This window comes from Streptomyces sp. NPDC085946, assembly GCF_044540485.1.
Taxonomy (GTDB): Bacteria; Actinomycetota; Actinomycetes; order Streptomycetales; family Streptomycetaceae; genus Streptomyces.
This window is the reverse complement of record NZ_JBITSF010000019.1, coordinates 123,280-147,405: the sequence shown is the minus strand read 5'-3', so window position 1 is coordinate 147,405 and position 24,126 is coordinate 123,280. Positions and strand designations below refer to the sequence as shown.

At 74.0% G+C, this 24,126-nt stretch carries 22 protein-coding genes; 12 read left to right on the top strand and 10 right to left on the bottom strand.

The genetic code is table 11. The annotated features are described in order from the left end of the window. Positions 1–14: 14 nt before the first annotated feature. Positions 15–1,067: a lysophospholipid acyltransferase family protein gene (locus ACIF8T_RS30650; protein ID WP_400039429.1), complete on the top strand. Its 1,053-nt coding sequence runs from the start codon at positions 15–17 to the stop codon at positions 1,065–1,067. Positions 1,068–1,172: 105 nt separating this feature from the next. On the opposite strand, the gene ACIF8T_RS30645 is transcribed toward ACIF8T_RS30650, so the two are convergent. The 3 genes from ACIF8T_RS30645 to ACIF8T_RS30635 form a co-directional block, all read right to left on the bottom strand. Beyond that, positions 1,173–2,420 (bottom strand): DUF5667 domain-containing protein, encoded by a 1,248-nt coding sequence (locus tag ACIF8T_RS30645; protein ID WP_400039427.1) that lies wholly within the window; start codon positions 2,418–2,420, stop codon positions 1,173–1,175. Positions 2,421–2,656: 236 nt separating this feature from the next. After that, entirely contained in the window at positions 2,657–3,436 is a 780-nt protein-coding gene (locus ACIF8T_RS30640; protein WP_400039425.1) for an ECF subfamily RNA polymerase sigma factor, BldN family, read from the bottom strand. 390 nt (positions 3,437–3,826) lie between these two features. Then, positions 3,827–4,750, bottom strand: coding sequence for an HAD family hydrolase (locus ACIF8T_RS30635; protein WP_400039423.1), 924 nt, complete (start codon positions 4,748–4,750; stop codon positions 3,827–3,829). Positions 4,751–4,918: 168 nt separating this feature from the next. Between ACIF8T_RS30635 and ACIF8T_RS30630 the strand changes: the two genes are divergently transcribed. From ACIF8T_RS30630 to ACIF8T_RS30610, 5 genes are all read left to right on the top strand, one after another. Then, positions 4,919–5,188, top strand: coding sequence for a glutaredoxin family protein (locus ACIF8T_RS30630; protein WP_400039421.1), 270 nt, complete (start codon positions 4,919–4,921; stop codon positions 5,186–5,188). Positions 5,189–5,498: 310 nt separating this feature from the next. Then, entirely contained in the window at positions 5,499–6,263 is a 765-nt protein-coding gene (locus ACIF8T_RS30625) for a redox-sensing transcriptional repressor Rex (RefSeq protein ID WP_400039419.1), read from the top strand. Next, a complete protein-coding gene (locus ACIF8T_RS30620) occupies positions 6,260–7,954 on the top strand; it encodes a glutamyl-tRNA reductase (RefSeq protein WP_400039417.1) in 1,695 nt (564 codons plus the stop codon). The genes ACIF8T_RS30625 and ACIF8T_RS30620 overlap by 4 nt, the downstream gene beginning before the upstream one ends. Then, positions 7,951–8,925 carry a hydroxymethylbilane synthase gene (gene hemC, locus ACIF8T_RS30615; protein WP_400039415.1) on the top strand — a complete coding sequence of 325 codons (975 nt, stop codon included), beginning with the start codon at positions 7,951–7,953 and terminating at the stop codon, positions 8,923–8,925. Before ACIF8T_RS30620 ends, hemC begins: the two co-directional genes overlap by 4 nt. Then, positions 8,922–10,631, top strand: coding sequence for a uroporphyrinogen-III synthase (locus ACIF8T_RS30610; RefSeq protein WP_400039413.1), 1,710 nt, complete (start codon positions 8,922–8,924; stop codon positions 10,629–10,631). The genes hemC and ACIF8T_RS30610 overlap by 4 nt, the downstream gene beginning before the upstream one ends. A 73-nt stretch (positions 10,632–10,704) precedes the next feature. Here ACIF8T_RS30610 and ACIF8T_RS30605 read toward each other — a convergent pair whose 3' ends face one another. Further along, positions 10,705–10,899: a DUF397 domain-containing protein gene (locus ACIF8T_RS30605; RefSeq protein WP_400039411.1), complete on the bottom strand. Its 195-nt coding sequence runs from the start codon at positions 10,897–10,899 to the stop codon at positions 10,705–10,707. Further along, complete coding sequence (locus ACIF8T_RS30600; protein ID WP_400039410.1) at positions 10,896–11,729, bottom strand: helix-turn-helix transcriptional regulator; 834 nt, start codon at positions 11,727–11,729, stop codon at positions 10,896–10,898. Before ACIF8T_RS30600 ends, ACIF8T_RS30605 begins: the two co-directional genes overlap by 4 nt. Before the next feature lie 162 nt (positions 11,730–11,891). Between ACIF8T_RS30600 and ACIF8T_RS30595 the strand changes: the two genes are divergently transcribed. Beyond that, on the top strand, positions 11,892–12,320 hold the full coding sequence (locus ACIF8T_RS30595) for an ATP-binding protein (RefSeq protein ID WP_400039408.1): 429 nt from the start codon (positions 11,892–11,894) through the stop codon (positions 12,318–12,320). 292 nt (positions 12,321–12,612) lie between these two features. Continuing rightward, positions 12,613–13,560, top strand: coding sequence for a helix-turn-helix domain-containing protein (locus ACIF8T_RS30590; RefSeq protein WP_400039407.1), 948 nt, complete (start codon positions 12,613–12,615; stop codon positions 13,558–13,560). A gap of 127 nt (positions 13,561–13,687) precedes the next feature. Here the strand turns inward: ACIF8T_RS30590 and ACIF8T_RS30585 are convergent, their stop codons facing one another. Then, positions 13,688–14,284 carry an ALF repeat-containing protein gene (locus ACIF8T_RS30585; RefSeq protein ID WP_400039406.1) on the bottom strand — a complete coding sequence of 199 codons (597 nt, stop codon included), beginning with the start codon at positions 14,282–14,284 and terminating at the stop codon, positions 13,688–13,690. A gap of 276 nt (positions 14,285–14,560) precedes the next feature. Here ACIF8T_RS30585 and hemB point away from each other — a divergent pair, with 276 nt between their 5' ends. Next, positions 14,561–15,556, top strand: coding sequence for a porphobilinogen synthase (gene hemB, locus ACIF8T_RS30580; protein WP_400039405.1), 996 nt, complete (start codon positions 14,561–14,563; stop codon positions 15,554–15,556). Here hemB and ACIF8T_RS30575 read toward each other — a convergent pair. Beyond that, positions 15,550–16,332, bottom strand: a complete 783-nt coding sequence (locus ACIF8T_RS30575; RefSeq protein ID WP_400039404.1) for a DUF4232 domain-containing protein — start codon at positions 16,330–16,332, stop codon at positions 15,550–15,552. The two genes, hemB and ACIF8T_RS30575, sit on opposite strands and share 7 nt — an antisense overlap. 228 nt (positions 16,333–16,560) lie before the next feature. On the opposite strand from ACIF8T_RS30575, the gene ACIF8T_RS30570 reads away from it, so the two are divergent. Continuing rightward, positions 16,561–18,132, top strand: a complete 1,572-nt coding sequence (locus ACIF8T_RS30570; RefSeq protein ID WP_400039402.1) for a helix-turn-helix domain-containing protein — start codon at positions 16,561–16,563, stop codon at positions 18,130–18,132. Between the two features lie 108 nt (positions 18,133–18,240). Further along, entirely contained in the window at positions 18,241–19,515 is a 1,275-nt protein-coding gene (locus tag ACIF8T_RS30565) for a PLP-dependent aminotransferase family protein (RefSeq protein ID WP_400039400.1), read from the top strand. A gap of 145 nt (positions 19,516–19,660) precedes the next feature. Here the strand turns inward: ACIF8T_RS30565 and ACIF8T_RS30560 are convergent, their stop codons facing one another. Next, a complete protein-coding gene (locus tag ACIF8T_RS30560) occupies positions 19,661–20,575 on the bottom strand; it encodes a DUF2690 domain-containing protein (protein ID WP_400039398.1) in 915 nt (304 codons plus the stop codon). Further along, on the bottom strand, positions 20,572–21,354 hold the full coding sequence (locus tag ACIF8T_RS30555) for a peptidoglycan-binding protein (RefSeq protein ID WP_400039396.1): 783 nt from the start codon (positions 21,352–21,354) through the stop codon (positions 20,572–20,574). The genes ACIF8T_RS30560 and ACIF8T_RS30555 overlap by 4 nt, the downstream gene beginning before the upstream one ends. Before the next feature lie 319 nt (positions 21,355–21,673). Here ACIF8T_RS30555 and ACIF8T_RS30550 point away from each other — a divergent pair, with 319 nt between their 5' ends. Further along, complete coding sequence (locus ACIF8T_RS30550; protein WP_400039394.1) at positions 21,674–22,135, top strand: peptidoglycan-binding domain-containing protein; 462 nt, start codon at positions 21,674–21,676, stop codon at positions 22,133–22,135. 105 nt (positions 22,136–22,240) lie between these two features. Here ACIF8T_RS30550 and argS read toward each other — a convergent pair whose 3' ends face one another. Beyond that, positions 22,241–24,007 carry an arginine--tRNA ligase gene (argS, locus tag ACIF8T_RS30545; protein WP_400039393.1) on the bottom strand — a complete coding sequence of 589 codons (1,767 nt, stop codon included), beginning with the start codon at positions 24,005–24,007 and terminating at the stop codon, positions 22,241–22,243. Between the last annotated feature and the right edge of the window lie 119 nt (positions 24,008–24,126).

Here is a 24,126-nt window from a genome sequence, read left to right as displayed (position 1 = left end):
GGAGCGCATCAACGATGGCGGACGCCAAGGTCATTCCGTTCGACGACGACCGGTCCCGCGGGGGTGCCGCGGCGCGCCCGCCGCGGCGCCGCGGCGCGGGCAGCGGGCGCCAGGGCGCGGAGCCCGCGCGGGTGCGCGAGGTCCAGCCCCTGCCCGGCAGGGCGTCCGCGCAGGATGACGGGCCGGTGAGCCGGGAGGAAGCCGTGCCGCCGCGGCCGGGCGACGAGGGCGGTCTGGAGCGGCGCATCGCGGGCGGCCTGGCCTTCCTGCGCCGCCGCCTCACCGGCGAGTACGAGGTCGACGACTTCGGCTACGACGAGGAGCTCACCGACCAGGTCCTGATGTCCCTGCTGCGCCCGGTGTACGAGAAGTACTTCCGGGTCGAGGTGAAGGGCGTCGAGAACATCCCGGCCGAGGGCGGCGCCCTGATCGTCGCCAACCACTCCGGGACGCTGCCGATGGACGGCCTGATGATGCAGGTCGCCGTCCACGACCACCACCCGGCCGGCCGCCACCTGCGGCTGCTGGCGGCGGACCTGGTGTTCATGCTGCCGGTGGTCAACGAGCTGGCCCGCAAGCTCGGTCACACCCTGGCGTGCGCGGAGGACGCGGCCCGGCTGCTGGAGCAGGGCGAGCTGGTCGGGGTGATGCCGGAGGGCTTCAAGGGCCTCGGCAAGCCCTTCGGCGACCGCTACAAGCTCCAGCGCTTCGGCCGCGGCGGCTTCGTCTCCACGGCGCTGCGCGCCGGGACGCCGATCGTCCCGTGCTCGATCGTCGGGGCCGAGGAGATCTACCCGATGATCGGCAACGCCAAGACGGTGGCCCGGCTGCTGGGCTTCCCGTACTTCCCGATCACTCCGACGTTCCCGTGGCTGGGGCCGCTGGGTGCGATTCCGCTGCCGACCAAGTGGACGATCCAGTTCGGCGAGCCGATCCCCACGGACGGCTACCCGCCGGAGGCGGCGGAGGACCCGATGCTGATGTTCAACCTGACCGACCAGGTCCGGGAGCAGATCCAGCACACCCTGTACAAGCTGCTGGTGCAGCGCCGGTCGGTCTTCTTCTGACGGCCCCGGGCGGGTCGTGACGGCCCGGACGGGCCCGCGGCGGACGCGTACGGCGGTGGGGGCGCCCCTCGCCCGAGGAGCGCCCCCACCGCCGTGCGCGTCGCCCTAGCCGGCGTCCTCGCCGTCGATGCCCAGGCCGGGCAGCAGGCCCGGCAGGAGCGGCGGGAGCGTGACGTCCGGCTCGGTGGCCGGCGCGCTGCCTCCGGTGGACGGCGGCGGGGTGCTGGTGCCGGTGTCCTGCGGCGGGTCGAGCAGGCCGCCGGTGTTGCCGCCGAGCAGGCCGTCGCTGTCGCCGCCGGTGCCGGCCGACCTGCTGGGCGTGCCCGTGCCGGTGCTGCCCGTGTCGGTGCTTCCGCCGCCGGTGCTCGGGGTCCGGGAGCGGTCGGAGGCGGACGACTCGGTGGTGGCCGGTCCGGTGCCGCTCTGCCGCCGGTCCGGTGCGTCGCCGCCCGGGGCCGGGGGCCGGGGGAGCAGGGACTGCAGCGGGGCGACGTCCTCGTCTATGGCGTCGAAGACCGACGACACCTGCTCGCTGACGTCGCCGAGCTGGACCGGCAGTCTCTCGCGCAGGGCGCCCCAGACGTCGCGGTGCGAGCGCGAGAACGCGTCGAGGGCCTGGATGGGGGCGAGGGAGTCCGGGTCGCGTTCGTAGGCCTCGCGGAGCAGCCGGTGGCCCTCCGTGGCGTCGTGGCGCATGCCGGACAGGGCGCGGCGGACCTCGCCGAGCGACTCGTGGTCCAGGGGCCCGCCCCGGTCCCGCTCCATCAGCCGGCGGGCTTCGCTCAGCCGCGTGGAGGCCTGGTCGAGGTAGACCCGGCCCCGTTCGTCGCTGCCGTCGGCCAGGCCGCGCCGGACGTCCTCGATGCCGCGTTTGAGGCCGTAGAGCGAGTCGCCGGGCAGGGCGTCGGAGCTGGCGGCGGCCACGCCGCCGAAGGCTCCCGCGGCCACGCCCACGCTGAGCCCGCCCGCGGTGAGGCCCTTGGCCAGCCGTGAACGCGGCCGGAACTTGCCGAGCGAACCCGCCCGGTGCGCGCCCCGCGACCGGGACCGCTGCTCGGGTACCGAAGGATTCGCCGCCTCGCCCGCCGCGGTGCCCTCCTGGAGCATGGCCTCGAAGGCGGCCACCAGCTGCGCCCGCTGAACGACCTTGACCTCGGGATCCAGCTCGGGCTTGGGCAGCGCGTCGAGACCGGAGGCGAGCGCCAGCAGGCGCGCCCGCTCGGTCTGTTCCGCAGCGGCCGGGGCCGGTGCCGATCCTTCGGACTGCTCGGCCGCCGTGCCCTGTCCGGACTGCTCCTCCAGGGCCTGGGCGAAGGCGTTCGCCCGCCGGTGCGCCGATACGTTCGCGATCACTGGCGGCACCTCCTCTCGTCATGACGGTCGACTCCCCAGGGGGTCCTGAGGGTTGCACGCCCTGACCACGAGGACACGATCGTGTGATCGAAGTCGGCCAGGGAGTGACCACAGGGAGCCTGCATCCCGTGCAACGAGCGGCGCGGCACTTGGGTTACGGACGACGGTTCACCGGTTCGGGAAGTCAACGCGGTTCAACGGTGCGTGAGTTGAGTGTCGCGGAGAGTGAGGAGGGGTCAGCGGGCGTCTTCCGGGAGGAGCCGGGCGAGGGTGCGGACGGCCCGGTACTGGAGGGTCTTGATGGCGCCCTCGTTCTTGCCCATCACCCGGGCGGTCTCGGCGACGGAGAGGCCCTGGAGGAAGCGGAGCGTCACGCACTCCTGCTGCTGGGGGTTGAGCCGCCGGACGGCGTCGAGCAGGGCGGCGTTGGAGAGGGACTCCAGGACGGAGTCCTCCGGGGAGCGCTCGACCTCGTTGGCGTCGAGCATCTCGCCGGTGGTGACCTCGAGGCGGAAACGGCTGGACTTGAAGTGGTCGGCGACCAGGTTGCGGGCGATGGTGACGAGCCAGGCGCCGAAGTCGCGGCCCTGCCAGGTGAAGGTGCCGATCCGCCGCAGGGCGCGCAGGAAGGTCTCGCTCGTCAGGTCCTCGGCGGTCGCCTTGCCGCCGACCCGGTAGTAGATGTAGCGGTACACGGTGTCGCTGTACTGGTCGTAGAGGCGGCCGAAGGCGTCGGCCTCGCCGGCCTGGGCGCGCTCCACGAGGTCCATCATCCGGGCGCTGTCGCTGTCCGCGGCGGGCCGGCGCGCGGCGGGCGCCCCGGCCGAGCGCCCGCGTCTGCCGACCGCGGCGCCGCCGTCGGCCAGTGCGTAGCACGGGCCGACGGGTGCGGCGGTGGCGAATGCGGGGACGGCGTACGCGGTGGGGACGAAACCGCGCAACAGGTCTTGGACCGATTTGACCGTTGCGCGCAGCGTAGCCAGGCCCGAGGCGTCAACCCCGACGTGTGGGTACACGGGACTCCCAGAGGCAGAGCTTCCATCACGAGCAGTGCGGGACCTTTCACCCGTCGTAGCGACGGAGGGGTACCGGATTGCGTCTGAGGAGAATAACGCTTCGTGCAGGCCCTGCTACGCCCAGTTGCTCAAATCATCGATTACGTCGCTTCCGTAACCGATTCCCGGTCGATCAAGTGCATGCCGATGACCGATTGTTGACCGGAAGGGTTCGGATTGGGGGTGGAGGCGGGGCGTGTTGTGGCCGTGTGCAGCCAAGAGGACTGGACAGGCGGTCGCGGGGGTACGCCAGTCGGATTGGCCGGGTCCGGGACGGACGCGTCGTCGTCGATCCCGGGTGATCAGGTTGACCGGTGTGACCGGTGTGACCGGTGTGACCGGTCGGACGGGTCAGCGGCGGCGGCGGTGCAGGGCGATGGCCGCCGCCGTGCCGCCGGCCACCGCGCCGACGCCGGCCGCCGCCGGGATGCCGACCTTGGCCGCCTTGCGGCCGGTGCGGTAGTCGCGCAGGCGCCAGTCCATCCGGCGGGCGTGCTTGCGCAGCTTCGCGTCCGGGTTGATGGCGTAGGGGTGGCCGACCAGCGACAGCATGGGGATGTCGTTGTGCGAGTCGCTGTACGCGGCGCAGCGGGTGAGGTCCAGGCCCTCGGCCGCGGCCAGGGCGCGCACCGCCTCCGCCTTCGCCGGGCCGTGCAGCGGCTCGCCGACCAGCTTGCCGGTGTAGACGCCGTCGACCGACTCCGCCACCGTGCCGAGCGCGCCGGTCAGCCCCAGGCGTCGGGCGATGACCTGGGCGATCTCGACCGGGGCGGCGGTCACCAGCCACACCTTCTGGCCCGCGTCCAGGTGGGCCTGGGCCAGGGCGCGGGTGCCGGGCCAGATGCGCTCGGCCATGTACTCGTCGTAGATCTCCTCGCCGATCGACTTCAGCTCGGAGACGCGGTGGCCCTGCACGATGGACAGCGCGGAGTCGCGGGCGTCCTGCATGTGCTCGGGGTCCTCGACGCCGGCCAGCCGGAACCACGCCTGCTGCCAGGCGAACCGGGCGAGGTCGCGGGTGTCGAAGAACTTCCGTTTGTACAGGCCCCGCCCGAAGTGGAACAGGGCGGCACCCTGCATGACGGTGTTGTCCAGGTCGAAGAAGGCGGCTGCCTTGTCGTCGCCGTGGACCGGGAACTCCGGTTCGCCGGCGGTCTGGACGTGTTCCAGTTCCTGCGTGGACTTGCGGGCTGCCTCCGCAGAGGCCTCGCCTGCCAACACACTCCGCGCCGTGGCGGAGCGCCTACGGGGGGTGAGCCATCCGAGAGCGGCCATGGCGTGAGCATAGCCAGTTTGTTCGGGCATTCCGGCGCCGAGATGTCGGGAGGCTGTGAACTCTCCGCGACCGGGTGGTTAAAGAGCGTGTCCGGCCCGGCGCGTCGCGGCCGCCGCGGGCGGCGTCGGGCTGTCCCTCCGCTGCGCCGGCGCGCGAGAATGGCCGGCATGAGTCCCCTCTTCCGTCGCAGGCCCCCGCGGGACCGGCTCGTCACCCTCGTCCGCAAGCCCGGCTGCCATCTGTGCGACGACGCACAGGCCGTGGTGGAGAAGGTGTGCGGTGATCTCGGCGTCCCCTGGGAGCAGAAGGACATCACCCAGGACCGGGAGCTCCACGACCGGTACTGGGAGCAGATTCCCGTCGTCCTCGTCGACGGCCGCCAGCACACCTTCTGGCGCGTGAACGAGGAGCGCCTGCGCAGGGCGCTCGCCGACTGAACGGCCCCGGGACGGACTGACCGGCGAGTACAAAGTGGCCGAAAGTCGCTTAGGATCGATGGCGGTCTGGTCTCGGGGGCGGGATGCGTAAGGAGAGTGTGCGGTTTTGCCCCCAGAAGAGAAGGAACGAGGGCGCGTGTGCGCCGGTTCCCCGCGCGTGCGCCGGGGGCGCGTGACCCCTATCACGTTGGCCGGGCAAATCGGACACCATCTTTGTGCACGCGTTCACAAAGACATAGCCTGCATTCGACGGGGCGGTCATGTAGGGACGTATGACCGCCTACAGCCCCGCTCTACCCGCAGGAGCACCGTGGCAACTGGCCGAACACACCGACCGGCGACCCGCAGCCGAGGGATTCCCGAGGCCACCGTCGCCCGGCTTCCCCTGTACCTCCGAGCCCTCACCGCGCTCTCGGAGCGCTCGGTGCCCACGGTCTCGTCCGAGGAGCTGGCGGCGGCCGCCGGGGTCAACTCCGCGAAGCTGCGCAAGGACTTCTCGTACCTCGGCTCCTACGGGACCAGGGGCGTCGGCTACGACGTCGAGTATCTCGTCTACCAGATCTCCCGTGAGCTCGGCCTCACCCAGGACTGGCCGGTCGTGATCGTCGGCATCGGCAACCTCGGCGCCGCGCTCGCCAACTACGGCGGGTTCGCCTCCCGCGGTTTCCGGGTCGCCGCGCTCATCGACGCCGACCCCGCGCTCGCCGGCCGGCCCGTCGCCGGGATCCCGGTGCAGCACACCGACGAGCTCGAGAAGATCATCAAGGACAACGGCGTCTCGATCGGCGTGATCGCGACCCCCGCCGGTGCCGCCCAGCAGGTCTGCGACCGGCTCGTGGCCGCCGGGGTCACCTCCATCCTGAACTTCGCGCCGACCGTGCTGTCCGTCCCGGACGGCGTCGACGTGCGCAAGGTCGACCTCTCCATCGAGCTGCAGATCCTCGCCTTCCACGAGCAGCGCAAGGCCGGCGAGGAGGCCGCCGCGGAGGCGGCCGTGCCCGCCGCCGCCGCCCGCAAGGAGGCCGCCGCCGACCAGGGGCCCGACGGGGACATGCCCGCCGTGATGCCGGCATGAGCCTCCTCGTCGTCGGACTGAGCCACCGCAGCGCCCCGGTCAGCGTGCTGGAGCGGGCCTCGCTGAACGCGGACGCGCAGACCAAGCTGCTGCAGGACACGGTCGCCGCCGAACCGGCCGCCGAGGCCGCCGTGCTGGCCACCTGCAACCGCATCGAGCTCTACGCCGACGTGGACAAGTTCCACGCCGGTGTCGCCGAGCTGTCCACGCTGCTCGCCCAGCACAGCGGCGTCGGCCTGGAGGAGCTCACCCCCTACCTCTACGTCCACTACGAGGACCGGGCCGTCCACCACCTGTTCTCGGTGGCCTGCGGACTGGACTCGATGGTCGTGGGCGAGGGGCAGATCCTCGGCCAGATCAAGGACTCCCTGGCCCGCGCGCAGGAGCTGCACACCGCCGGGCGCCTGCTGAACGACCTGTTCCAGCAGGCGCTGCGGGTCGGCAAGCGCGCCCACACCGAGACCGGCATCGACCGCGCCGGGCAGTCCCTGGTCACCTTCGGCCTGGAGCAGCTCGCCCGGGGCGGGGACGTGCGGGCCTGGGCGCGGGGCAAGCGGGCCCTGGTCATCGGGGCCGGGTCGATGTCCTCCCTGGCCGCCGCCACGCTGGCGCGCGCCGGGGTCGGCGAGGTCGTCGTCGCCAACCGCACCTTCGACCGCGCCGAGCGGCTCGCGCAGATCCTGCGCGACGGCGACGACACGGACGTGACGGCCCGCGCGGTACCGATGGAGTCGGTGGCGGACGAGCTGACACGTGCCGACGTCGCCGTCTCCTGTACGGGGGCGACGGGACTGGTCCTGACCGCCGACGCGGTCGCGGCCGCGGTCGAGGGCCGCACCGGGGCGCCCGTCGCCTTCGAGGAGGACCGCACGGCCGGACCGGGCGAGGTGCGGCAGCTGCCCGCGCCCGCCGCCGCGGACGAGAACTGCCCGCTGGACCTGTCCGCCGCGCAGCCCGGCTTCTCCGTGATGGGCGAGGCGGCCGTGGCCGGCATGGACGCCGCGACGCTGGAACAGCACGCGGCCTGGGTCGACAAGGGCACGGTCGTCGAGCGCGGCGAGGGCGCCCGCCGGACGGCCGAGGCCGACGCCGAGCTGATCGGCGCGCTCGCCGCGACCGCCGCGACCGCCGGCCGGATCCCCGAGCGGCGCCGGGCCGAGCCGGCCGGGCCCGCGCGTCCGGAGCCCGTGCTCTTCCTGCTCGACCTCGCCATGCCCCGCGACATCGACGCGGCCGCGCACCGGCTCGCCGGGGTGCGCCTCGTCGACATCGAGTCGCTCGCCGAGGCGTCCGCGGACGCCCCGATGGCGGCCGACGTGGACCAGGTCCGGCGTATCGTCTCCGACGAGGTCGCGGCCTTCGGGGCGGCGCAGCGGGCCGCGCACATCACGCCGACCGTGGTCGCCCTGCGCACCATGGCCGCCGACGTCGTGGCCGGCGAGATCGCCCGGCTCGAAGGACGCCTGCCCGGCCTGGACGACAAGCACCGCGCGGAGATCACCCAGACCGTGCGGCGCGTGGTCGACAAGCTGCTGCACGCGCCGACCGTACGGGTCAAGCAGCTCGCGGCCGAGCCCGGCGGCGCCGGGTACGCGGACGCGCTGCGGACCCTGTTCGACCTCGACCCCGAGACGGTGGCCGCCGTCTCCCGCGCCGAGGACAGCACCGAGAAGAACCGAGGGCCAGCATGAGTACGAAGGCGCTGCGGCTCGGGACCAGGCGGAGCAAGCTCGCCATGGCCCAGTCCGGGATGGTGGCCGACGCCGTGAGCCGGGTGACCGGGCGGCCCGTCGAACTCGTCGAGATCACCACGTACGGCGACGTCTCCCGCGAGCACCTCGCGCAGATCGGCGGCACGGGCGTGTTCGTGACCGCGCTGCGCGACGCGCTGCTGCGGGGCGAGGTCGACTTCGCGGTGCACTCGCTGAAGGACCTGCCGACCACGCAGCCCGACGACCTGGTCGTGGCCGCGGTGCCGGTGCGCGAGGACCCGCGGGACGTGATCGTCGCCCGGGACGCGCTGAAGTTCACCGACCTGGCCGCGTCCTCCCCGACCGGGGTGGTGCGCATCGGCACGGGTTCGCCGCGCCGCATGGCGCAGCTGAACGCGTACGCGCGCAGCCACGGACTGAAGATCGAGACGGTCCCGATCCGGGGCAACGTCGACACGCGGATCGGGTACGTCCACAAGGGCGAGCTCGACGCCGTCGTGCTGGCCGCCGCCGGGATGAACCGGATCGGCCGCAGCGACGAGGTGACCGACGTCCTGTCGGTCGACACGGTGCTGCCCGCCCCCGGCCAGGGGGCCCTGGCGATCGAGTGCGCCGCCGACCGGGCGGACCTGATCGCGGCGCTCGCGGAGCTCGACGACCCGTTCACGCGGGCCGCCGTGACCGCCGAGCGGTCACTGCTCGCCGCCCTGGAGGCCGGTTGCAGCGCCCCTGTGGGCGCGCTCGCCGACTTGCTGGCCGACGGGCAGATTGTCAAGGAAATGCGCCTGCGGGGCGTCGTCGGCACCACCGACGGCACCGCGCTGGTGCAGCTGTCCACCACCGGTCCCGTGCCCGAGACGCACGACCAGGCGCTGGCGCTCGGTCGCGAACTCGCCACCGAGATGCTCGCCGCGGGCGCGGCCGGTCTGATGGGGGAGCGAGCACAGTGAGCCCCACCACCCTTCCCGCCGGTCCGGAACACGGGCACGTCACCTTCCTGGGTGCCGGACCCGGAGATCCGGGACTTCTCACACTGCGCGCCGTCGAGGCGCTGGCGCACGCGGACGTCCTCGTCGCCGAGCACGAGGTGCTCGACGTCGTGCGCCAGCACGCCAGGCAGGGCGTCGCCGAGGTGCACACGGACGCGGATCCGTCGGATCCCGCCGCGCTCCCGGTGCCGGGCACGCCGCAGCTGACGGTGGTCGACGGCACGTCGGCCACCCCCGCGGTCCCCGCCGTCCGGGATGCCGCACATCTTGTCATGGAGGCCGCGCGGGGCGGCAGGCGGGTCGTACGTGCCGTCTGCGGGGACCCGGGGCTCGACGCGTACGCCGCCGGCGAGATGCTGGCGTGCGCCGCGGCCGGGGTGCCCTTCGAGGTCGTCCCCGGCATCGCGACCGCGGTCGGCGTGCCCGCGTACGCCGGTGTGCCGCTGCGCGACGCGCAGGGCGCGGACGTGCGGTTCGTGGACGCGCGCACGGCGTCGGACCGGTGCTGGACGGAGGTCGGGGCGTCGGACGGCACCGTCGTCGTCTCCACCACGCTGGACTCGGTGACCGCGGCCGCCGGTGAGCTGGTGTCCGCCGGCCGCAAGCCCGACACCCCGCTCACCGTCACCGTCGCCGGTACGACGACCCGGCAGCGGACCTGGACCGCCACGCTCGGCACGATCGCGCAGACGCTGAAGCAGGCCAAGGTGCTGCCGTCGCCGGACGGTGGGCGGCCCGTGATAGCCGTGGTCGGTGAGCGTTCCGCCGCCGCCCAGCGCGACCGGCTGTCGTGGTTCGAGAACAAGCCGCTGTTCGGCTGGAAGGTTCTCGTGCCGCGCACGAAGGAGCAGGCGGCGTCGCTCTCCGACCAGCTGCGGTCGTACGGGGCCGTGCCGCACGAGGTGCCGACCATCGCCGTCGAGCCGCCGCGCACGCCCCAGCAGATGGAGCGGGCGGTCAAGGGCCTGGTGACCGGGCGGTACGAGTGGATCGCCTTCACCTCGGTCAACGCGGTCAAGGCCGTCCGGGAGAAGTTCGAGGAGTACGGGCTCGACGCGCGGGCCTTCGCCGGCATCAAGGTCGCCGCGGTCGGCGAGCAGACCGCCAAGGCGCTGGTGGCCTTCGGCGTCAAGCCCGACCTGGTGCCGAGCGGGGAGCAGTCGGCCGCCGGTCTGCTGGAGGACTGGCCGCCCTACGACCCGGTCTTCGACCCGATCGACCGGGTGTTCCTGCCGCGCGCCGACATCGCCACGGAGACGCTGGTCGCCGGGCTGATCGAGCTCGGCTGGGAGGTCGACGACGTCACCGCCTACCGGACCGTGCGGGCCTCGCCGCCGCCGGCGGAGACCCGGGAGGCGATCAAGGGCGGCGGGTTCGACGCCGTGCTGTTCACGTCGTCCTCCACCGTGCGCAACCTGGTCGGCATCGCCGGCAAGCCGCACAACGTGACCGTCATCGCCTGCATCGGGCCCGCCACGGCGAAGACCGCCGAGGAGCACGGGCTGCGGGTGGACGTCATGGCGCCCGAGCCGTCCGTGCACAAGCTGGCGGAAGCGCTGGCCGACTTCGGGACGAAGCGGCGGCTGGCGGCGATCGAGGCGGGCGATCCGGTGACGCGGCCGAGCGAGCGGCGGCCGGGGGGCCGCCGGCGGCGGACGACGACCTGAGCGACGAGCGGGGCGGACCATCGACGGGTCCGCCCCGCTCGCGCGAGGCGCCAGGCCGAGGCTGCCGGTCGTGTCAGTGCCCGGAGGCGTACGGCAGGAAAGCCGTCCAGGTGGCTGGAGCCAGGGTGAGGCGGGGGCCGTTCGGGTTCTTGGAGTCACGCACGAGGATGGTCGCAGGAGCGGTGGCGACCTCGACGCAGGACGGGCCGTCGTCTGTGCTGTAGCTGCTCTTTATCCACTCCAGCTCGGGGCTGGGATTGAGGCTCATGTCTCTCCCCGCAGTTTCTCGATGAAGGTAAGGGACTCTCGTGGCGTGAGAGCTTGCGCCCGGATGATCCCATAGCGCATATCGAGGACGGTCGTCTCTTTCGGGTTGCACAGCACACGGCTGATGAGTGGTGCCTCACTGAGTCCCACGGCCGTCCCGTCCTTGAGCTTGAGCAATCGGAAGAGACCACCGAGCCCGGAGTTCTCTTCGCTGCGCAGGGGGAGCACCTGCAGGTCGACGTTGGGCAAGCGGGCCACATCCAACAACCGTTCGAGCTGTCCACGCATGACCATCTTGCCCCCGATCAGCCGCCTCAGCGTCGCCTCGCACAGGACAAAGCTGAACAGAGGCTTGGCTGTCGTGCTGCTGACGATCTCCTGACGGGCCAGTCGCGCAGCCAGCTGCTGCTCCAGCTCTTCCTCCGTGAAAGGCGGTCGTCTGGAACCGAAAACGGCCCGCGCATAGGGCTCGGTCTGCAACAACCCGTCGATGACAGAGTTGTTGTAGGAGCAGATCTCGACGGCTTCCGCTTCCAGGCGTTGCACGTCCCGCACCTTCTTCGGATACCGGGCCTCTGCCACGTCCCTCTTCATCGCCGCGATCTTCCCGCCCGCCCCCAGCACCTCGTCCGCCGCGTCCAGGTACTCCGGGCGGGGAATCCGCCGCCCCCGCTCCACCGAGGAGACCAGTTCCTCGCCGTAGCCGATGGCCGCGCCGAACTCCGCCTGGGTCAGGCCGGCCGCCTCGCGCCACAGCTTCAGCTGCCGTACGACCGTGCGCATCACGGCCCCGGCCTCTTCGTCGTCCAGCCCCGTTTCCCACCCGCTCATGTCCGCCGCCTCCTGCCGCGCGCCCTTCCCCGGGCCAACTCCGGCTGTCCGCACCCGGTCACCCCGGGCAGTCCGGACGGAACCGGACACACCCCGGACAGCCGCTGGCCGCACGGGCTGCCCTTCTTCACAGCGTACGCACGTGTGAACACGCTGAGTCACGTGAATCAGGAAACCAACACGCTGCGGACCCCGCTCCGCCGGTTCTCCGTGCCGCTGTCCGCCACCCGCCGGGGCGCGCGTCTCGCCCGGCTGCTCGCCGCCGAGCAACTGCTCTCGTGGGGAATGCCGTTGGACCCGGCCCGGCTGATCGTGGCCGAACTCGCCGCGAACGCCGCCGTGCACGGCAAGGTCCCCGGGCGCAGCTTCCGTCTCGGCCTCGCGGTCACCGCGTGCGGGGTGCTGCGCATCGAGGTGACCGACGCCAGGGGGGAGTGCGTGCCCAGGTGCCGGGACGCCGCACCGGATCCCGCCGAGTCGGGCTACGGTCTGCTGCTCGTCGAGGAACTGGCCGATCGCTGGGGGGTGTTGCCGGGGCCGGTGCCGTGCAAGACGGTGTGGGCCGAGCTCGATCTCGGTGACCGCCGGTGACCCGCTGCCGACCGGCCCGCACCGGCGCCCGGGAACACGTGATCCGGTGCGACGTCGACCGGGGCCGCGGGCGGTAAAAGACCAAAGAACCCGGGGAAAAAACCCTCCCAACCAACCAAACCTCGCGTGTGTCACCCGGGTGGGTGAAACCGGTCGGTGCGGCTGGCGCGTCGGTGGCCCGGGCGTGCAGTCTCGCCCCGAGGCACCACCACAACCCCACACATGCATCGGCCCCCGCAGGGACTGGCATCCCAAGCGAGGGCCTGACCATCGAGGAAGCAGGACCTTCCCCATGGCTGAGAAGAAGCCTAACGCTGCCTTGCGCCCGAATCAGGGTGTTCGGCGGACCGCCACCCACTCCGGTGTCACCCACGTACGGGCGTACCAACCCGACCGGTACACGATCGTCGGCAACCACCTCGCCCAGCACCGCGAGCTGTCGCTGACCGCCATCGGACTGGCCACCCACATCCTGTCGCTGCCGGAGGGCGCCCCGGTCGACATCCGCAGCCTCGCCGAGCGCTTCCCCGAGGGGCGGGACCGGATCGCGTTCGCGCTGCGGGAGCTGGAGGCGTACGGCTATCTGGAGCGGGTGCGCGAACGGACGGAGGCGGGGCGCCTGTTCACGCGTACGTACGCCCACCACGCCCCCGGTGGAGCGGCCGGGTCTCCCGTCCCCGGCTGCGCCGCCCCGCCCCGTGCGCGCGACCGCGGTCCCCTTCCCCGCCCTCCGGCGGACGGCCGGGAAGCGGCCCGGGGGGACGATCAGCCCGAAGTGCCCGCCCCCGTCGCGCCGCCGGACCCGCCGGAGCGGGACGCCCGTCGCGGTCGGCACCACGAGCGGGCCGTCGCCCTCCTCGCGGGGCTGCGCCGTACCGACGAGCGCCTCACCCTCTCCCTCCGGGACGTGAACCGGCTCGCCTCCGCCGTCACCGCCTGGTTCGAGGGCGGTGCCACGGCCGCCGCCGTCCACCGTGCCCTGACGGCCGATCTCCCCCCGGACCTCGGACACCCGGCCGGGCTGATCGCCTACCGTCTCAGGGAACTGCTGCCGCCACCCCTTCCCGCGGCCCCCGCGCCCGTGCCGTCCGCCGCGACGGACGGCGGAGCTGCCCGCCGCCGGCTCCCCTTCCAGAACTGCGACGGCTGCGAACGCGCCTTCCGGGCCGCGCACCCCGGTCGCTGCCGCGACTGCCGGTCCGAGCCGCCGACGGCAGCCGGGGCACGTCACGCGGCTTGAACGCCCCGGTGCCGGACCGCGACGCGGTGCGCGTCCCGGGCAGTCGTGGACGTGCGCGATCCACCCGGCCGGATGCCGCGGCGCGGGCATCCTCCTCCGGTCCGCCCCGTGATCCGGACGGGGATTCCTAGCCGTCGACCTCGTACCGGCCGACCTCCAGGAAGTGGCGCAGCGCTTCCGGAGTGTTGTCGTCCAGGGCCGCGCCCGCCGCCGCGCGCAGGGCGTCGCTGCTGCCGGGGTCGGCGAGGATCCTGGCGATGGCGACGCGGTCGTCCTCGGCCTGGGCGAGGCGGTATCCGGTTTCGAGCCAGGTGCGCATCTGTTCCGGGGTGCCGTTGTCGAGGAGTGCGTTGGCCTCCCGGGTGACGCGCCTGCCGCTGTCGGGGTCGGCGAGGATCCTGGCGATGGCGACGCGGTCGTCCTCGGCCTGGGCGAGGCGGTATCCGGTTTCGAGCCAGGTGCGCATCTGCTCGGGGGTGCCGTTGTCGAGGAGTGCGTTGGCCTCCCGGGTGACGCGCCTGCCGCTGTCGGGGTCGGCGAGGATGCGGGCTATCGCGACGCGCAGGTCGTCCACGTCCATCTCGTCGTAGGGGGAGTCCGTCCCCGACGCCGCGGTGGCGGCCGGGGACGTCGTCGTGGCGGCGGCGTAGGACGGAGTGGCGAGCAGCAGGGCCGGGACGAGGGCGCCGGCGGCCACGGCGAGGGTTGCACGGGTCGGTCTCATGGAGCGAACCACCTTGGGTCGTAGTCACGGAACGGTCCGGCGGGGGGACCGCTCCACAGGAAGGCGGCCGGGACGCTACCAGGGCCGCGCGGGCTTCGCAGATCTTTAACTGCCCACGCCACGCAGGTGGTTCCGTTGCGGTCCGGGGCGCCCGGGCCCGGTCCCGCAGGACCAGGAAGGGAGCTGCGCCGGGGGCCGGGGGTGCGCCGCCCGGCGCCGCGGGGTGCCGACATTGCGTCGGTATAGGTGGGGGTGGGGCGGGCGTAGCGTAGGTGTATGACGACGTACGGATCCTTTCCCGGCACGCGGCCGCGGCGTCTGCGGACCACCCCCGCCATGCGTCGGATGGTCGCCGAGACCAGGCTGCACCCCGCCGACCTCATCCTCCCGGCCTTCGTGCGCGAGGGCGTCAGCGAACCCGTGCCGATCGCGGCGATGCCGGGCGTCGTGCAGCACACCCGGGACAGCCTGAAGAAGGCGGCCGCGGAGGCCGTCGCGGCGGGGATCTCCGGGATCATGCTGTTCGGCGTGCCGGAGGAGTCGAAGAAGGACGCGCTCGGCACGGCGGGGACCGACCCGGACGGCATCCTCCAGGTCGCCCTGCGCGACGTGCGGGCCGAGGTCGGCGACGACCTGCTCGTCATGTCCGACCTGTGCCTGGACGAGACCACCGACCACGGCCACTGCGGGGTGCTGGACGAGCAGGGGCGTGTCGACAACGACGCCACCCTGGAGCGGTACGCCGAGATGGCGCAGGTGCAGGCGGACGCGGGCGCCCACGTGGTCGGCCCGAGCGGGATGATGGACGGCCAGATCGGTGTCGTGCGCGACGCCCTGGACCAGATCAGCCGGGAGGACGTCGCGATCCTCGCCTACACCGCGAAGTACGCGTCCGCCTTCTACGGGCCGTTCCGGGAGGCCGTGGGCTCGTCGCTGCGGGGCGACCGCAAGACCTACCAGCAGGACCCGGCGAATACCCGGGAGTCGCTGCGGGAGCTGGCGCTGGACCTGGAGGAGGGCGCCGACATGGTGATGGTCAAGCCGGCCGGCCCGTACCTGGACATCCTGGCGCGGGTCGCGGACGCCGTCGACGTGCCGGTCGCCGCCTACCAGATCTCCGGTGAGTACGCGATGGTCGAGGCCGCCGCCGAGAAGGGCTGGATCGACCGGGACCGGGCGATCCTGGAGACCCTCACCGGCATCAAGCGGGCCGGGGCCCGGAACATCCTGACCTACTGGGCCACCGAGGTGGCCCGCAAGCTGGCTCAGTAGGCCAGCGCGTCGGCCATGTCGGCCTGCCAGTACGTCACCGCCAGGGAGCTGTCGTAGTACACGCCCCCGGCGGGCAGGGACGGGACCGCGGCGGGGCCGCCGTCGCTGTTCGGGGTGCGGCCCTGGAAGCCGACCGTGAGCTTGCGGGCGGTGGTGCCGTGTTCGCCGCTGCCGTCGGCGGCCGAGAGCAGCACGCCCGCGTAGCCGGACTCGCCCGGCGCGAGGGTGGTCACCGCCTGCGGCCGGGAGGCCGCGACCGCCTGCGGCACCCACTGCATCTCGTCGAAGCGGAGCACCGGGTAGTACGTCAGGTCGCAGTTCTTCGAGCCGGTGTTGGTCACCGTGATCAGCAGGTGGTTGAGCGGGCGGGGCACCGGCCGGGCGGTGACGGTGGTGTTGGAGCCGTTGCAGGAGACGCGGTTCTCGGTGGCGTCCGGGTCGCTCGTCCCGCCGGTGGTCCTGCCGGTGCCCTTGCCGGTGTTCTTGCTGGAGACCGCGGTCTTGCCGTTGCCGGGGGTGGTGCCCGTGGCGCCGTCCTGGGCGGTGCCCGAGCCGGCCGTGGGCTTCGCCGCGGGCCCGGAGGCCGGTGCGGAGGGGGACGCGAGGGCGGCGGGCCGGCTGGTCGTCGCGGTCGCGGCGGGCTGCGAGGCGCCCTCGTCCTGCATGCCCGTGCCGTCCTCGCACGCCGTCAGGGCGAGGGCGGCGAGGGCGACGCCGGTGGCGGCGAACAGGGCCGAACGGGAGCGGGCGGTGCGGTGCGTGCGGAAGGTGCGCATGGCGGAGTTTCCTTTCGGACAAAGGCGGTTGGGCGGGAGCCGAAGCGGGGCCGCCCGGCGTGGTCACCAGGGGCGGCGTGCTTGGATGACCAGAGCTTGTGCGGTGATCCGTCCCGGCCGCCACACCCGGCGGACGATCGGGGACGGTGGAACGCCCGCAGGGGGAACGACCTGGTGAAACACCCGCCGCCTGGAACGGTGGAACGGGACGCGGGGGAGGGAGGAACGGTGTCGGAGGGCACTGCCGCGGCGCACTTCGCCGCGCTGCTGGGGGAGTTGAAGGAGCGTTCCGGGCTGAGCTACGGCACGCTCGCCCGGCGGCTCCACATGAGTACGTCGACGCTGCACCGGTACTGCAACGGGGAGGCGGTGCCGGCCGACTACGCGCCCGTGGAGCGGCTGGCGCGGCTGTGCAAGGCCGCGCCGGAGGAGCTCGTCGAGCTGCACCGGCGGTGGGTGCTGGCGGACGCGGCCCGGGGACGGAAGGGGGCCGGGGCACCGGGAGCGGTCGCGGCGGCCCCGGCCGCCACCGGGCGCGCGGGGGCGGCCGCGGCTTCGGACACCGCCGCGGAGGCGGCTGTGCCCCGGGACGCGGCTGCGGGGGCGGCCGCCGAAGGGGGTGCTTCCGGGAGTGCCCGTGCGGCCTCCGGCGCGGGCGGGTCGGGTGGGCCCGGGTCCGTCCCGGTGGCGCCGACGGTCGCGACGGACGCGACGGCCACGACGGACGCGACGGCCACGACGGACGCGACCGCCGGGACCGCGGAGGTCGCGGAGACCGCGGGGGCCGTGGGGGTCGATCCCGTACCGGCCCGGCCCTCGGAAGCCGGTCCCGCGCACCCGCGTCGGCGTCGCCGGGCCCGCACCGCCCTCGTCGCGGGGGCCGCCGTGGCCGCCGTGCTCGGTGCGGTCACGCTCGCCGTGAGCCTGCCCTCCGGCGGGACGGACGACGACACGGCCCGGCGCGGCCCCTCCGCCGGTGCCGCCTCCGGCCACGGCGGGGCCCGCGCGGCCGCCTCCGCCCCGCTGTCCGCGTCCCCGTCGCCGTCGGCGTCCGCGTCCGCGAAGGACAAGGACGAGGACGAGAGCGGGGACAAGGGCAAGGGCGCGGCGAAGGACGGCGGGTCCTCCCCGGCCCCCGCGAAGCCCGCCCCGAGCTCCGGCGGTGCCGCCGGGGGCGGCACCGCGGCCGACGCCGTGCCGCTGACCGTGACGACCTCCCCGTACGCCTGGGAGGGACCCTGCTCCCAGCACTACCTGATCGACCGGCCGCCGGCCCGGGTGGGCCCGCCGCCCCTGGAGCAGGAGGCGGGCGCCTGGGTGTCGGCGAACGGAGCCGTCTCGTCGGGCGAGCAGTTCCTGAAGATCACCGTGCAGGGGACCGGGGACGAGACGGTGGTCGTGGACGGGCTGAAGGTCCGTACGGTCGGCAAGCGCGCCCCGCTCGCCTGGAACGACTACGTCATGGGCGTCGGCTGCGGAGGCGACGTGCAGACCCGGGCGTTCACCGTCGCCCTCGACGACGCGCGGCCCGCCCTCGTGCCGCAGGCGGGGCAGGAGGACTTCCCGGCCAAGGTGAGCGAGTCCGACCCGGAGGTCTACTACGTCAAGGCCAGGGCGCTCTCCTACGACGTGAGCTGGTACCTGGAACTGAGCTGGTCCAGCGGCGGCCGGAGCGGCACGGTCCAGGTGAACGACGGCGGCCGCCCGTTCCGCACCAGCGGGAACGCCGGGCGCCCGGCCTACGGCTTCCCCCTCGGCAGCGAGGAGTGGCAGCAGGCCGCTCCCTCCGAGGGGTCCTAGCGGGGCGCGGCGGCGGGGACGTCCGGATGCCGGAAACCTGTTTGTAGACGGCACCTATTTTCCTAGGCTACGGGCACGAGCCGTCACCGCAGACCGAGGAGCCGTGTCATGACCGTCGCCGAGCCCGCGCCCGCCCCCGGCTCCGTCCCGGCCCCCGGCTCCGTCCCGGCGGCCCCCGCCTCCGGGCCGGCTCCCGTGCCCGGGCTCGCCGCGCGGGCGCGCGCCGTCGGCGGCTCGCCCGTGCGGGACATCCTCGCCGTCACCGCCCGCCCCGAGGTGATCAACTTCGCGGGCGGGCTGCCCGCGCCCGAACTCTTCGACGCCGACGGCATCGCCGCCGCCTACCGGGCGGTCCTCGTCGGGGACGCCGCGCGGGCCCTGCAGTATTCCACGACCGAGGGCGAACCGGCGCTGCGGGCCGCGCTCGCCGGCCGCACCACCGCGCGCGGACTGCCGACCGGCCCCGACGACCTGCTCGTCACCAGCGGCTCCCAGCAGGCGCTGTCCCTCCTGGCCACCGCGCTGCTCGAACCCGGCGACACCGTCCTCGTCGAAGACCCCTGCTACCTGGCGGCACTCCAGGTCTTCCGCTTCGCCGGGGCGCGGGTGGTGGCCGTGCCCGGCGACGCGCACGGCGTCGACCCCGAGGCCCTCGAGGAGCTGGTGGTGCGGACGCGCCCCAAGCTGCTCTACACCGTGCCCACCTTCCAGAACCCCACCGGCCGCACCCTGCCCGCCGGGCGCCGCGCCGCCGTGGCCGCCGTCGCCGCCCGGCGCGGGCTGTGGATCGTCGAGGACGACCCGTACGGGGAGCTCCGGTACGAGGGGGAGCGGGTGCCGTGGATCGCCGCCCACCCGGGGGCCGAGGACCGCACGGTGCTGCTCGGCAGCTTCTCCAAGGTGATGGCGCCCGGCCTGCGGCTGGGCTGGCTGCGGGCGCCGGCCGCCCTGCGCCGGGCCTGCGCCGTCGCCAAGCAGGCCGCCGACCTGCACACCCCGACCGTCAACCAGCTCGCCGCGGCCCGCTACCTGGCCGACAACGACCTCGACGCGCACGTCCGGCGGGTCGCCGGCGCGTACCGCGAGCGCCGCGACGCCATGCTCGCGGGCCTGCCCGGCGCCCTGCCCGAGGGCTCGGTCTGGAACCGTCCCGAGGGCGGCATGTTCCTGTGGGCGCGCCTGCCGGAGCGCTACGACACGACCGCGCTGCTCCCGCGGGTGGTGCGGCACGACGTGGCGTACGTCCCGGGCGCCCCCTTCCACGCCGGCGAGCCCGACCGGGCGACGCTGCGGCTGTGCTTCGTGACGCAGACGCCCGAGGAGATCCGGGAAGGGCTGCGCAGGCTCGGGAAGGCGCTCGGGGAACAGGAACCGGTGGCCTGAGGGCGCGGGGCCCGGGACCGGCGGACCGCGGCCGTCCGGGCCGAGGGGCCGCGGGCCGCCGCCCGGCGCGTCCCGGACGAGGCGTCCGGGACCGGGGCGCCGCGGGGCGCGACCCTGCCGACGTGATCGGGTCCCCGTACGGCACTCAGCGCACGCGGCCGTCGAAGCACTCCCTGCCGCCGCCCGCCGCCGGCCGGAAGCAGACCCGGACGACGGTGCCGGGGCGGGCCGCGGTCATCGGGGTGTAGACGAAGGACCGGGCGTCCACGGCGTCCTCGATCTCCACGCCGCGCACACCGCCGCCGCGCCCGGCCGCGGTCACCTCCAGCCGGTCCCCGATCCGCGTCCGCCACATCCGGGCCCAGCCGCTGCGGCAGGCCGCGCTGTAGCGCAGCTCCAGCTCGGCCCCGGTGGCCGTGCGGTACGTGGTGAGGGTCCGCGGGCCGACCCCGCACTTCATGCGCATCGGGTCCTCGCCCTCGCAGGCCTCGCCCCGGCAGCGGGGGGCCGTCGCGGCCGCGGACGGGGGCGCGGCCGCGCGCGGCCCGCCGTCCGGCCGGGGCAGCAGGAACAGGGCCGCGGCCACGCTCCCGGCGGCCACCGCGGACACCGACGCGAGCACGGCCACGGCCGTCAGACCCCGGTGGGCGCGCGGAGCGGCACCGCGCGGAACCGGTGCCGCCCCCGGTCCGTCCGCACGGGGCCCGGCCGCCTCCGGCCGGCCCTCGCCCGGCCGACTCGCCCCGGGGCGGTCCGCCCCCGGCCCCGTCTCCGTGCGCGGTTCCTGCGCCGCGCGTCCGCTGCACTCCGACTCCGCGATCTCCCACAGCGCCAGGCAGCGCCCGCCGTCCTCGCCGGCCAGGCGGCACAGCTCCCGCACCGCCTCGCGCGGCGGCAGCGTCCTGCCGTTGAGATAGCGCTCCCAGGACGACTTGCTGTACGTGGTCTTCGCCGCGAGGCCCGCCATGCTCAGACCGGTGCGCGCCCTCAGCTCCCGCAGCGCCCCGGTCAGCCGGGCGCGTCCCGGGGCCGGCGGGGGCGGCGGTGTCGGCCGGGTCATCCCCGCAGGGCTTTCCAGGTGTGCGGCCCGACGATGCCGTCCACGACCAGGCCGGCCCGCTGCTGCGCCTGCCGGACCGCGCGGCGGGTCAGCGGCCCGAAGATCCCGTCGACGACACCGGGCGAGAAACCCGCCCTGCGCAGCAGGCACTGCGCCTCGGCGACCTCCGGCCCCGCGTGGCCCTCCGCCAGGACGGCATTTCTGGTGCGGCTGTGGCCCGCGTACCAGCGGCCGTCCACCCGCTCCACCCGGCAGGTGTACGCGGGGGACGGCGAGGCCGGTGCGGTGGCGGCCGCCGACACGAGGGGAGGCGACGCCGTGCCGTCCCCCGTGCCGCCGCCGAGCCGGACGGCCAGCAGGACCGCCGCGCAGAGGACCGGCACCAGCGCCACCGCCCCCGCCACGAGCGCGATCCGCAGGGAGCGTCCCGGCGGGCGGGGCGCGTCGGCCGCGGCCGGCAGGACCTCCGGCTCCGGCGTCCCGGCCGCCGCGCCGGGAGCCGTTCCGCGCCGCCCGGCCCAGGCGTCGGCGGCGACCTCGTGCAGCGCGAGCAGCCGGACCGGGTCGTCACCGCCGATCCGGGCCAGCGCCTCGACGGCCTCCCGGGGCGGCAGCGTCCGGCCGCCCAGGTACCGCTCCCAGGACTTCGCGCTGTATCCGGTCTTCGCGGCGAGCCGCCGCAGGCTCAGCCCGGCGCGGTCCTTCAGCAGGCGCAGCCGTACCACCAACTGCCGCACGCGGGGATCCAGTTCCGCGGGCAGCGCCTTCCAACGCGACATGTTCCCCCCACTCGCGTACCGCGGACCGGGGTCAGCGGTCCGCGTGTCCGGGCGCATTCTGCATCAGCATCCACGACGGGCCCCGGGCACCGGTTCCCGTCCCGGCCCGATCCGGCCACCACCCGTCGCGGCCGTCCCGCCGCGGCCGTCCCGCCGTGCCGTCCCGGCGGACGGTGCCGTGGCAGGTCAGGGGGCGGGACGTCCCGCGCCGGCGTCACTTCCGCGGCGACCGTGGCGGGCGGCGCCGCCCGCGCCGCAGTCTCGTTGCCGGGCCGGCCGCTGCGGCCGGACCACCATCGCACCCAACGGAGGGGACAGTATGCGAGCTCTGACGAGGACCGTCGTCAGCGTCACCGCGGCCGTGGGCATCGCCGCCGGGACGCTGGCGGGGGCGGGCACCGCCTTCGCGGACTCCGCACGGACCACGACGCCGGCGGTGAGCACCCAGGACGTCTCCGTCCTCGCGGTCGAGAACCTCGGCCTGAACACCACGCAGGCCAAGGGCGTCCAGCGCTGGCTGGCGGCGAACTGGGGCTACACCGGCGCGATCGACGGGCAGCTCGGCACCAACAGCTGGAAGGCCTTCCAGCGCCACCTCAAGGCCTACCACGGCTACACGGGCGCGATCGACGGGATCGTCGGAAGCGGCACGATCAAGGCGCTGCAGCGGTTCCTGAAGAACAACGGCTGGGGCTACACCGGCGAGATCGACGGCATCGCCGGCTCGGGGACCCGGGCGGCGTTCAAGACCTTCGCCGACTGGTGCGTCGCCAACTACTAGGCCGCACCCACGCCCTGCCGGGCCGCACACACGCCGCGGCCCGTCCTCCCAGCGGGGGAGAGGACGGGCCGCGGTCCGCGTGCGCCGCGGAGGCGCGCGTGTGTCTCAGAGGCGCTCGGGCGTCCGGATGCCCAGCAGGTCCATGCCCCGGTGCAGCGTGCGGGCCGTGACGTCGCACAGGAACAGGCGGTTGGCCACCTGCTCGGGCGTCTCGGCCTTCAGCACCGGGCACTTGTCGTAGAACGACGTGAAGAGCGACGCCAGCTGGTACAGGTAGGCCGTCATCTTGTGCGGGGCGTACTCCGCCGCCGCCTCGGCCACCGTCTCCGCGAACGCGTCGAGGTGCAGGCCCAGGGCCCGCTCCGCCGCGTGCAGCTCCAGCTCCGGGTGCGCGGCCGGACGGACCTCGCCGGCCTTGCGCAGGATCGACTGGATCCGGGCGTACGCGTACTGGAGGTAGACGGACGTGTCGCCGTTCAGCGAGACCATCTGGTCCAGGTCGAACTTGTAGTCCCGGTTCGCCGACGTCGACAGGTCCGCGTACTTCACCGCGCCGATGCCCACCTGGGCGCCCCGCTCGGCGATCTCCCCGTCGGACAGCTGGTGCTGGACGTCCTTCTCCCGCACCACCGCCGTCGCCCGCTCGATCGCCTCGTCCAGCAGGTCGACCAGGCGGACCGTCTCGCCCTCACGCGTCTTGAACGGCTTGCCGTCCTTGCCGAGGACCGTGCCGAAGGCGAGCTGCGCCGCCGTGACGCCGTCGCCCAGCCAGCCCGCCCGGCGGGCCGTCTCGAAGACCATCTTGAAGTGCAGCGACTGGCGGGCGTCCACCACGTACAGCAGGGTGTCCGCCTTCAGGTTGAACACCCGGTCGCGGATCGCGGACAGGTCGGTCGCCGCGTAGCCGTACCCGCCGTCCGACTTCTGCACGATCAGCGGGACCGGCTTGCCGTCCGGGCCCTTGACGTCGTCGAAGAACACGCACAGCGCGCCCTCGGAGCGCACCGCCACGCCGGACTCCTCCAGCAGGCGGCAGGTCTCGGCGAGCATGTCGTTGTACCCGGACTCGCCGACGATGTCCGCGTCCCGGATCTCCATGTCCAGCTTCTCGAAGACGGAGAAGAAGTAGATCTTCGACTCGTCCACGAACTTCTGCCACATGGCCAGCGTCCGCTCGTCGCCCGCCTGGAGGTCGACCACCCGGCGCCGGGCCCGCGTCTTGAACTCCTCGTCGGAGTCGAAGAGCCGGCGCGCGGCCTTGTAGAGGCGGTCGAGGTTCGACATCGCCTCCTCGCCGGTCACCTCGCCGGCCCCGTGGTCCAGCTCGTGCGGGTGCTCGTCCAGGTACTGGATGAGCATGCCGAACTGGGTGCCCCAGTCGCCGATGTGGTGCCGGCGCACCACCGTCTCGCCGGTGAAGTCCAGCAGCCGCACCACCGAGTCGCCGATCACCGCGGACCGCAGGTGGCCGACGTGCATCTCCTTCGCCACGTTCGGCTGGGCGTAGTCGATCACCGTGGTGCCGGGGTTCCCGGCGAGCGGCACGCCCAGGCGCTCGGGGTCCGCGTAGCGCGCGGCGAGGTTCCCGGTGATCGCCCGGTCGGTGACCGTGATGTTGAGGAAGCCGGGCCCGGAGACCTCGACGTCCCCGATCAGGTCACCGGTGTCCACCCGGGAGACGACCTGCGCGGCCAGCTCCCGCGGGTTGGCCTTGGCCTTCTTGGCGAGCGCCAGGATGCCGTTGGCCTGGAAGTCCGCCCGGTCGCTTCGTCGCAGCAGCGGGTCCGCGGCGCCGGCCTCCGGCAGGGCTGCCGAGAGGGCGTCCGCGAGACGCTGGTGGACGGAGGCGGTGAGGGACGTGACCGAGGCCATAGGTAGGGGTGCCGTTCTCCTCGTGGGGATGGATAGACACGGTCAGTATCCCATGGGGGGTAAAGCGGTTTTTCGGCCGCGAGGCCGTCTGGGAGAATGAAGCGGTCGGCCGTGCCACC

What these genes read in the sequence shown, in the direction of transcription:
- ACIF8T_RS30650 (WP_400039429.1), top strand. Translation starts at nt 15, where the DNA reads ATGGCGGACGCCAAGGTCATTCCGTTCGACGACGACCGGTCCCGCGGG.
- ACIF8T_RS30635 (WP_400039423.1), bottom strand. Translation starts at nt 4,750, where the DNA reads ATGGCCGCTCTCGGATGGCTCACCCCCCGTAGGCGCTCCGCCACGGCG.
- ACIF8T_RS30630 (WP_400039421.1), top strand. Translation starts at nt 4,919, where the DNA reads ATGAGTCCCCTCTTCCGTCGCAGGCCCCCGCGGGACCGGCTCGTCACC.
- ACIF8T_RS30620 (WP_400039417.1), top strand. Translation starts at nt 6,260, where the DNA reads ATGAGCCTCCTCGTCGTCGGACTGAGCCACCGCAGCGCCCCGGTCAGC.
- hemC (WP_400039415.1), top strand. Translation starts at nt 7,951, where the DNA reads ATGAGTACGAAGGCGCTGCGGCTCGGGACCAGGCGGAGCAAGCTCGCC.
- ACIF8T_RS30605 (WP_400039411.1), bottom strand. Translation starts at nt 10,899, where the DNA reads ATGAGCCTCAATCCCAGCCCCGAGCTGGAGTGGATAAAGAGCAGCTAC.
- ACIF8T_RS30600 (WP_400039410.1), bottom strand. Translation starts at nt 11,729, where the DNA reads ATGAGCGGGTGGGAAACGGGGCTGGACGACGAAGAGGCCGGGGCCGTG.
- ACIF8T_RS30590 (WP_400039407.1), top strand. Translation starts at nt 12,613, where the DNA reads ATGGCTGAGAAGAAGCCTAACGCTGCCTTGCGCCCGAATCAGGGTGTT.
- ACIF8T_RS30585 (WP_400039406.1), bottom strand. Translation starts at nt 14,284, where the DNA reads ATGAGACCGACCCGTGCAACCCTCGCCGTGGCCGCCGGCGCCCTCGTC.
- hemB (WP_400039405.1), top strand. Translation starts at nt 14,561, where the DNA reads ATGACGACGTACGGATCCTTTCCCGGCACGCGGCCGCGGCGTCTGCGG.
- ACIF8T_RS30575 (WP_400039404.1), bottom strand. Translation starts at nt 16,332, where the DNA reads ATGCGCACCTTCCGCACGCACCGCACCGCCCGCTCCCGTTCGGCCCTG.
- ACIF8T_RS30565 (WP_400039400.1), top strand. Translation starts at nt 18,241, where the DNA reads ATGACCGTCGCCGAGCCCGCGCCCGCCCCCGGCTCCGTCCCGGCCCCC.
- ACIF8T_RS30560 (WP_400039398.1), bottom strand. Translation starts at nt 20,575, where the DNA reads ATGACCCGGCCGACACCGCCGCCCCCGCCGGCCCCGGGACGCGCCCGG.
- ACIF8T_RS30555 (WP_400039396.1), bottom strand. Translation starts at nt 21,354, where the DNA reads ATGTCGCGTTGGAAGGCGCTGCCCGCGGAACTGGATCCCCGCGTGCGG.
- ACIF8T_RS30550 (WP_400039394.1), top strand. Translation starts at nt 21,674, where the DNA reads ATGCGAGCTCTGACGAGGACCGTCGTCAGCGTCACCGCGGCCGTGGGC.
- argS (WP_400039393.1), bottom strand. Translation starts at nt 24,007, where the DNA reads ATGGCCTCGGTCACGTCCCTCACCGCCTCCGTCCACCAGCGTCTCGCG.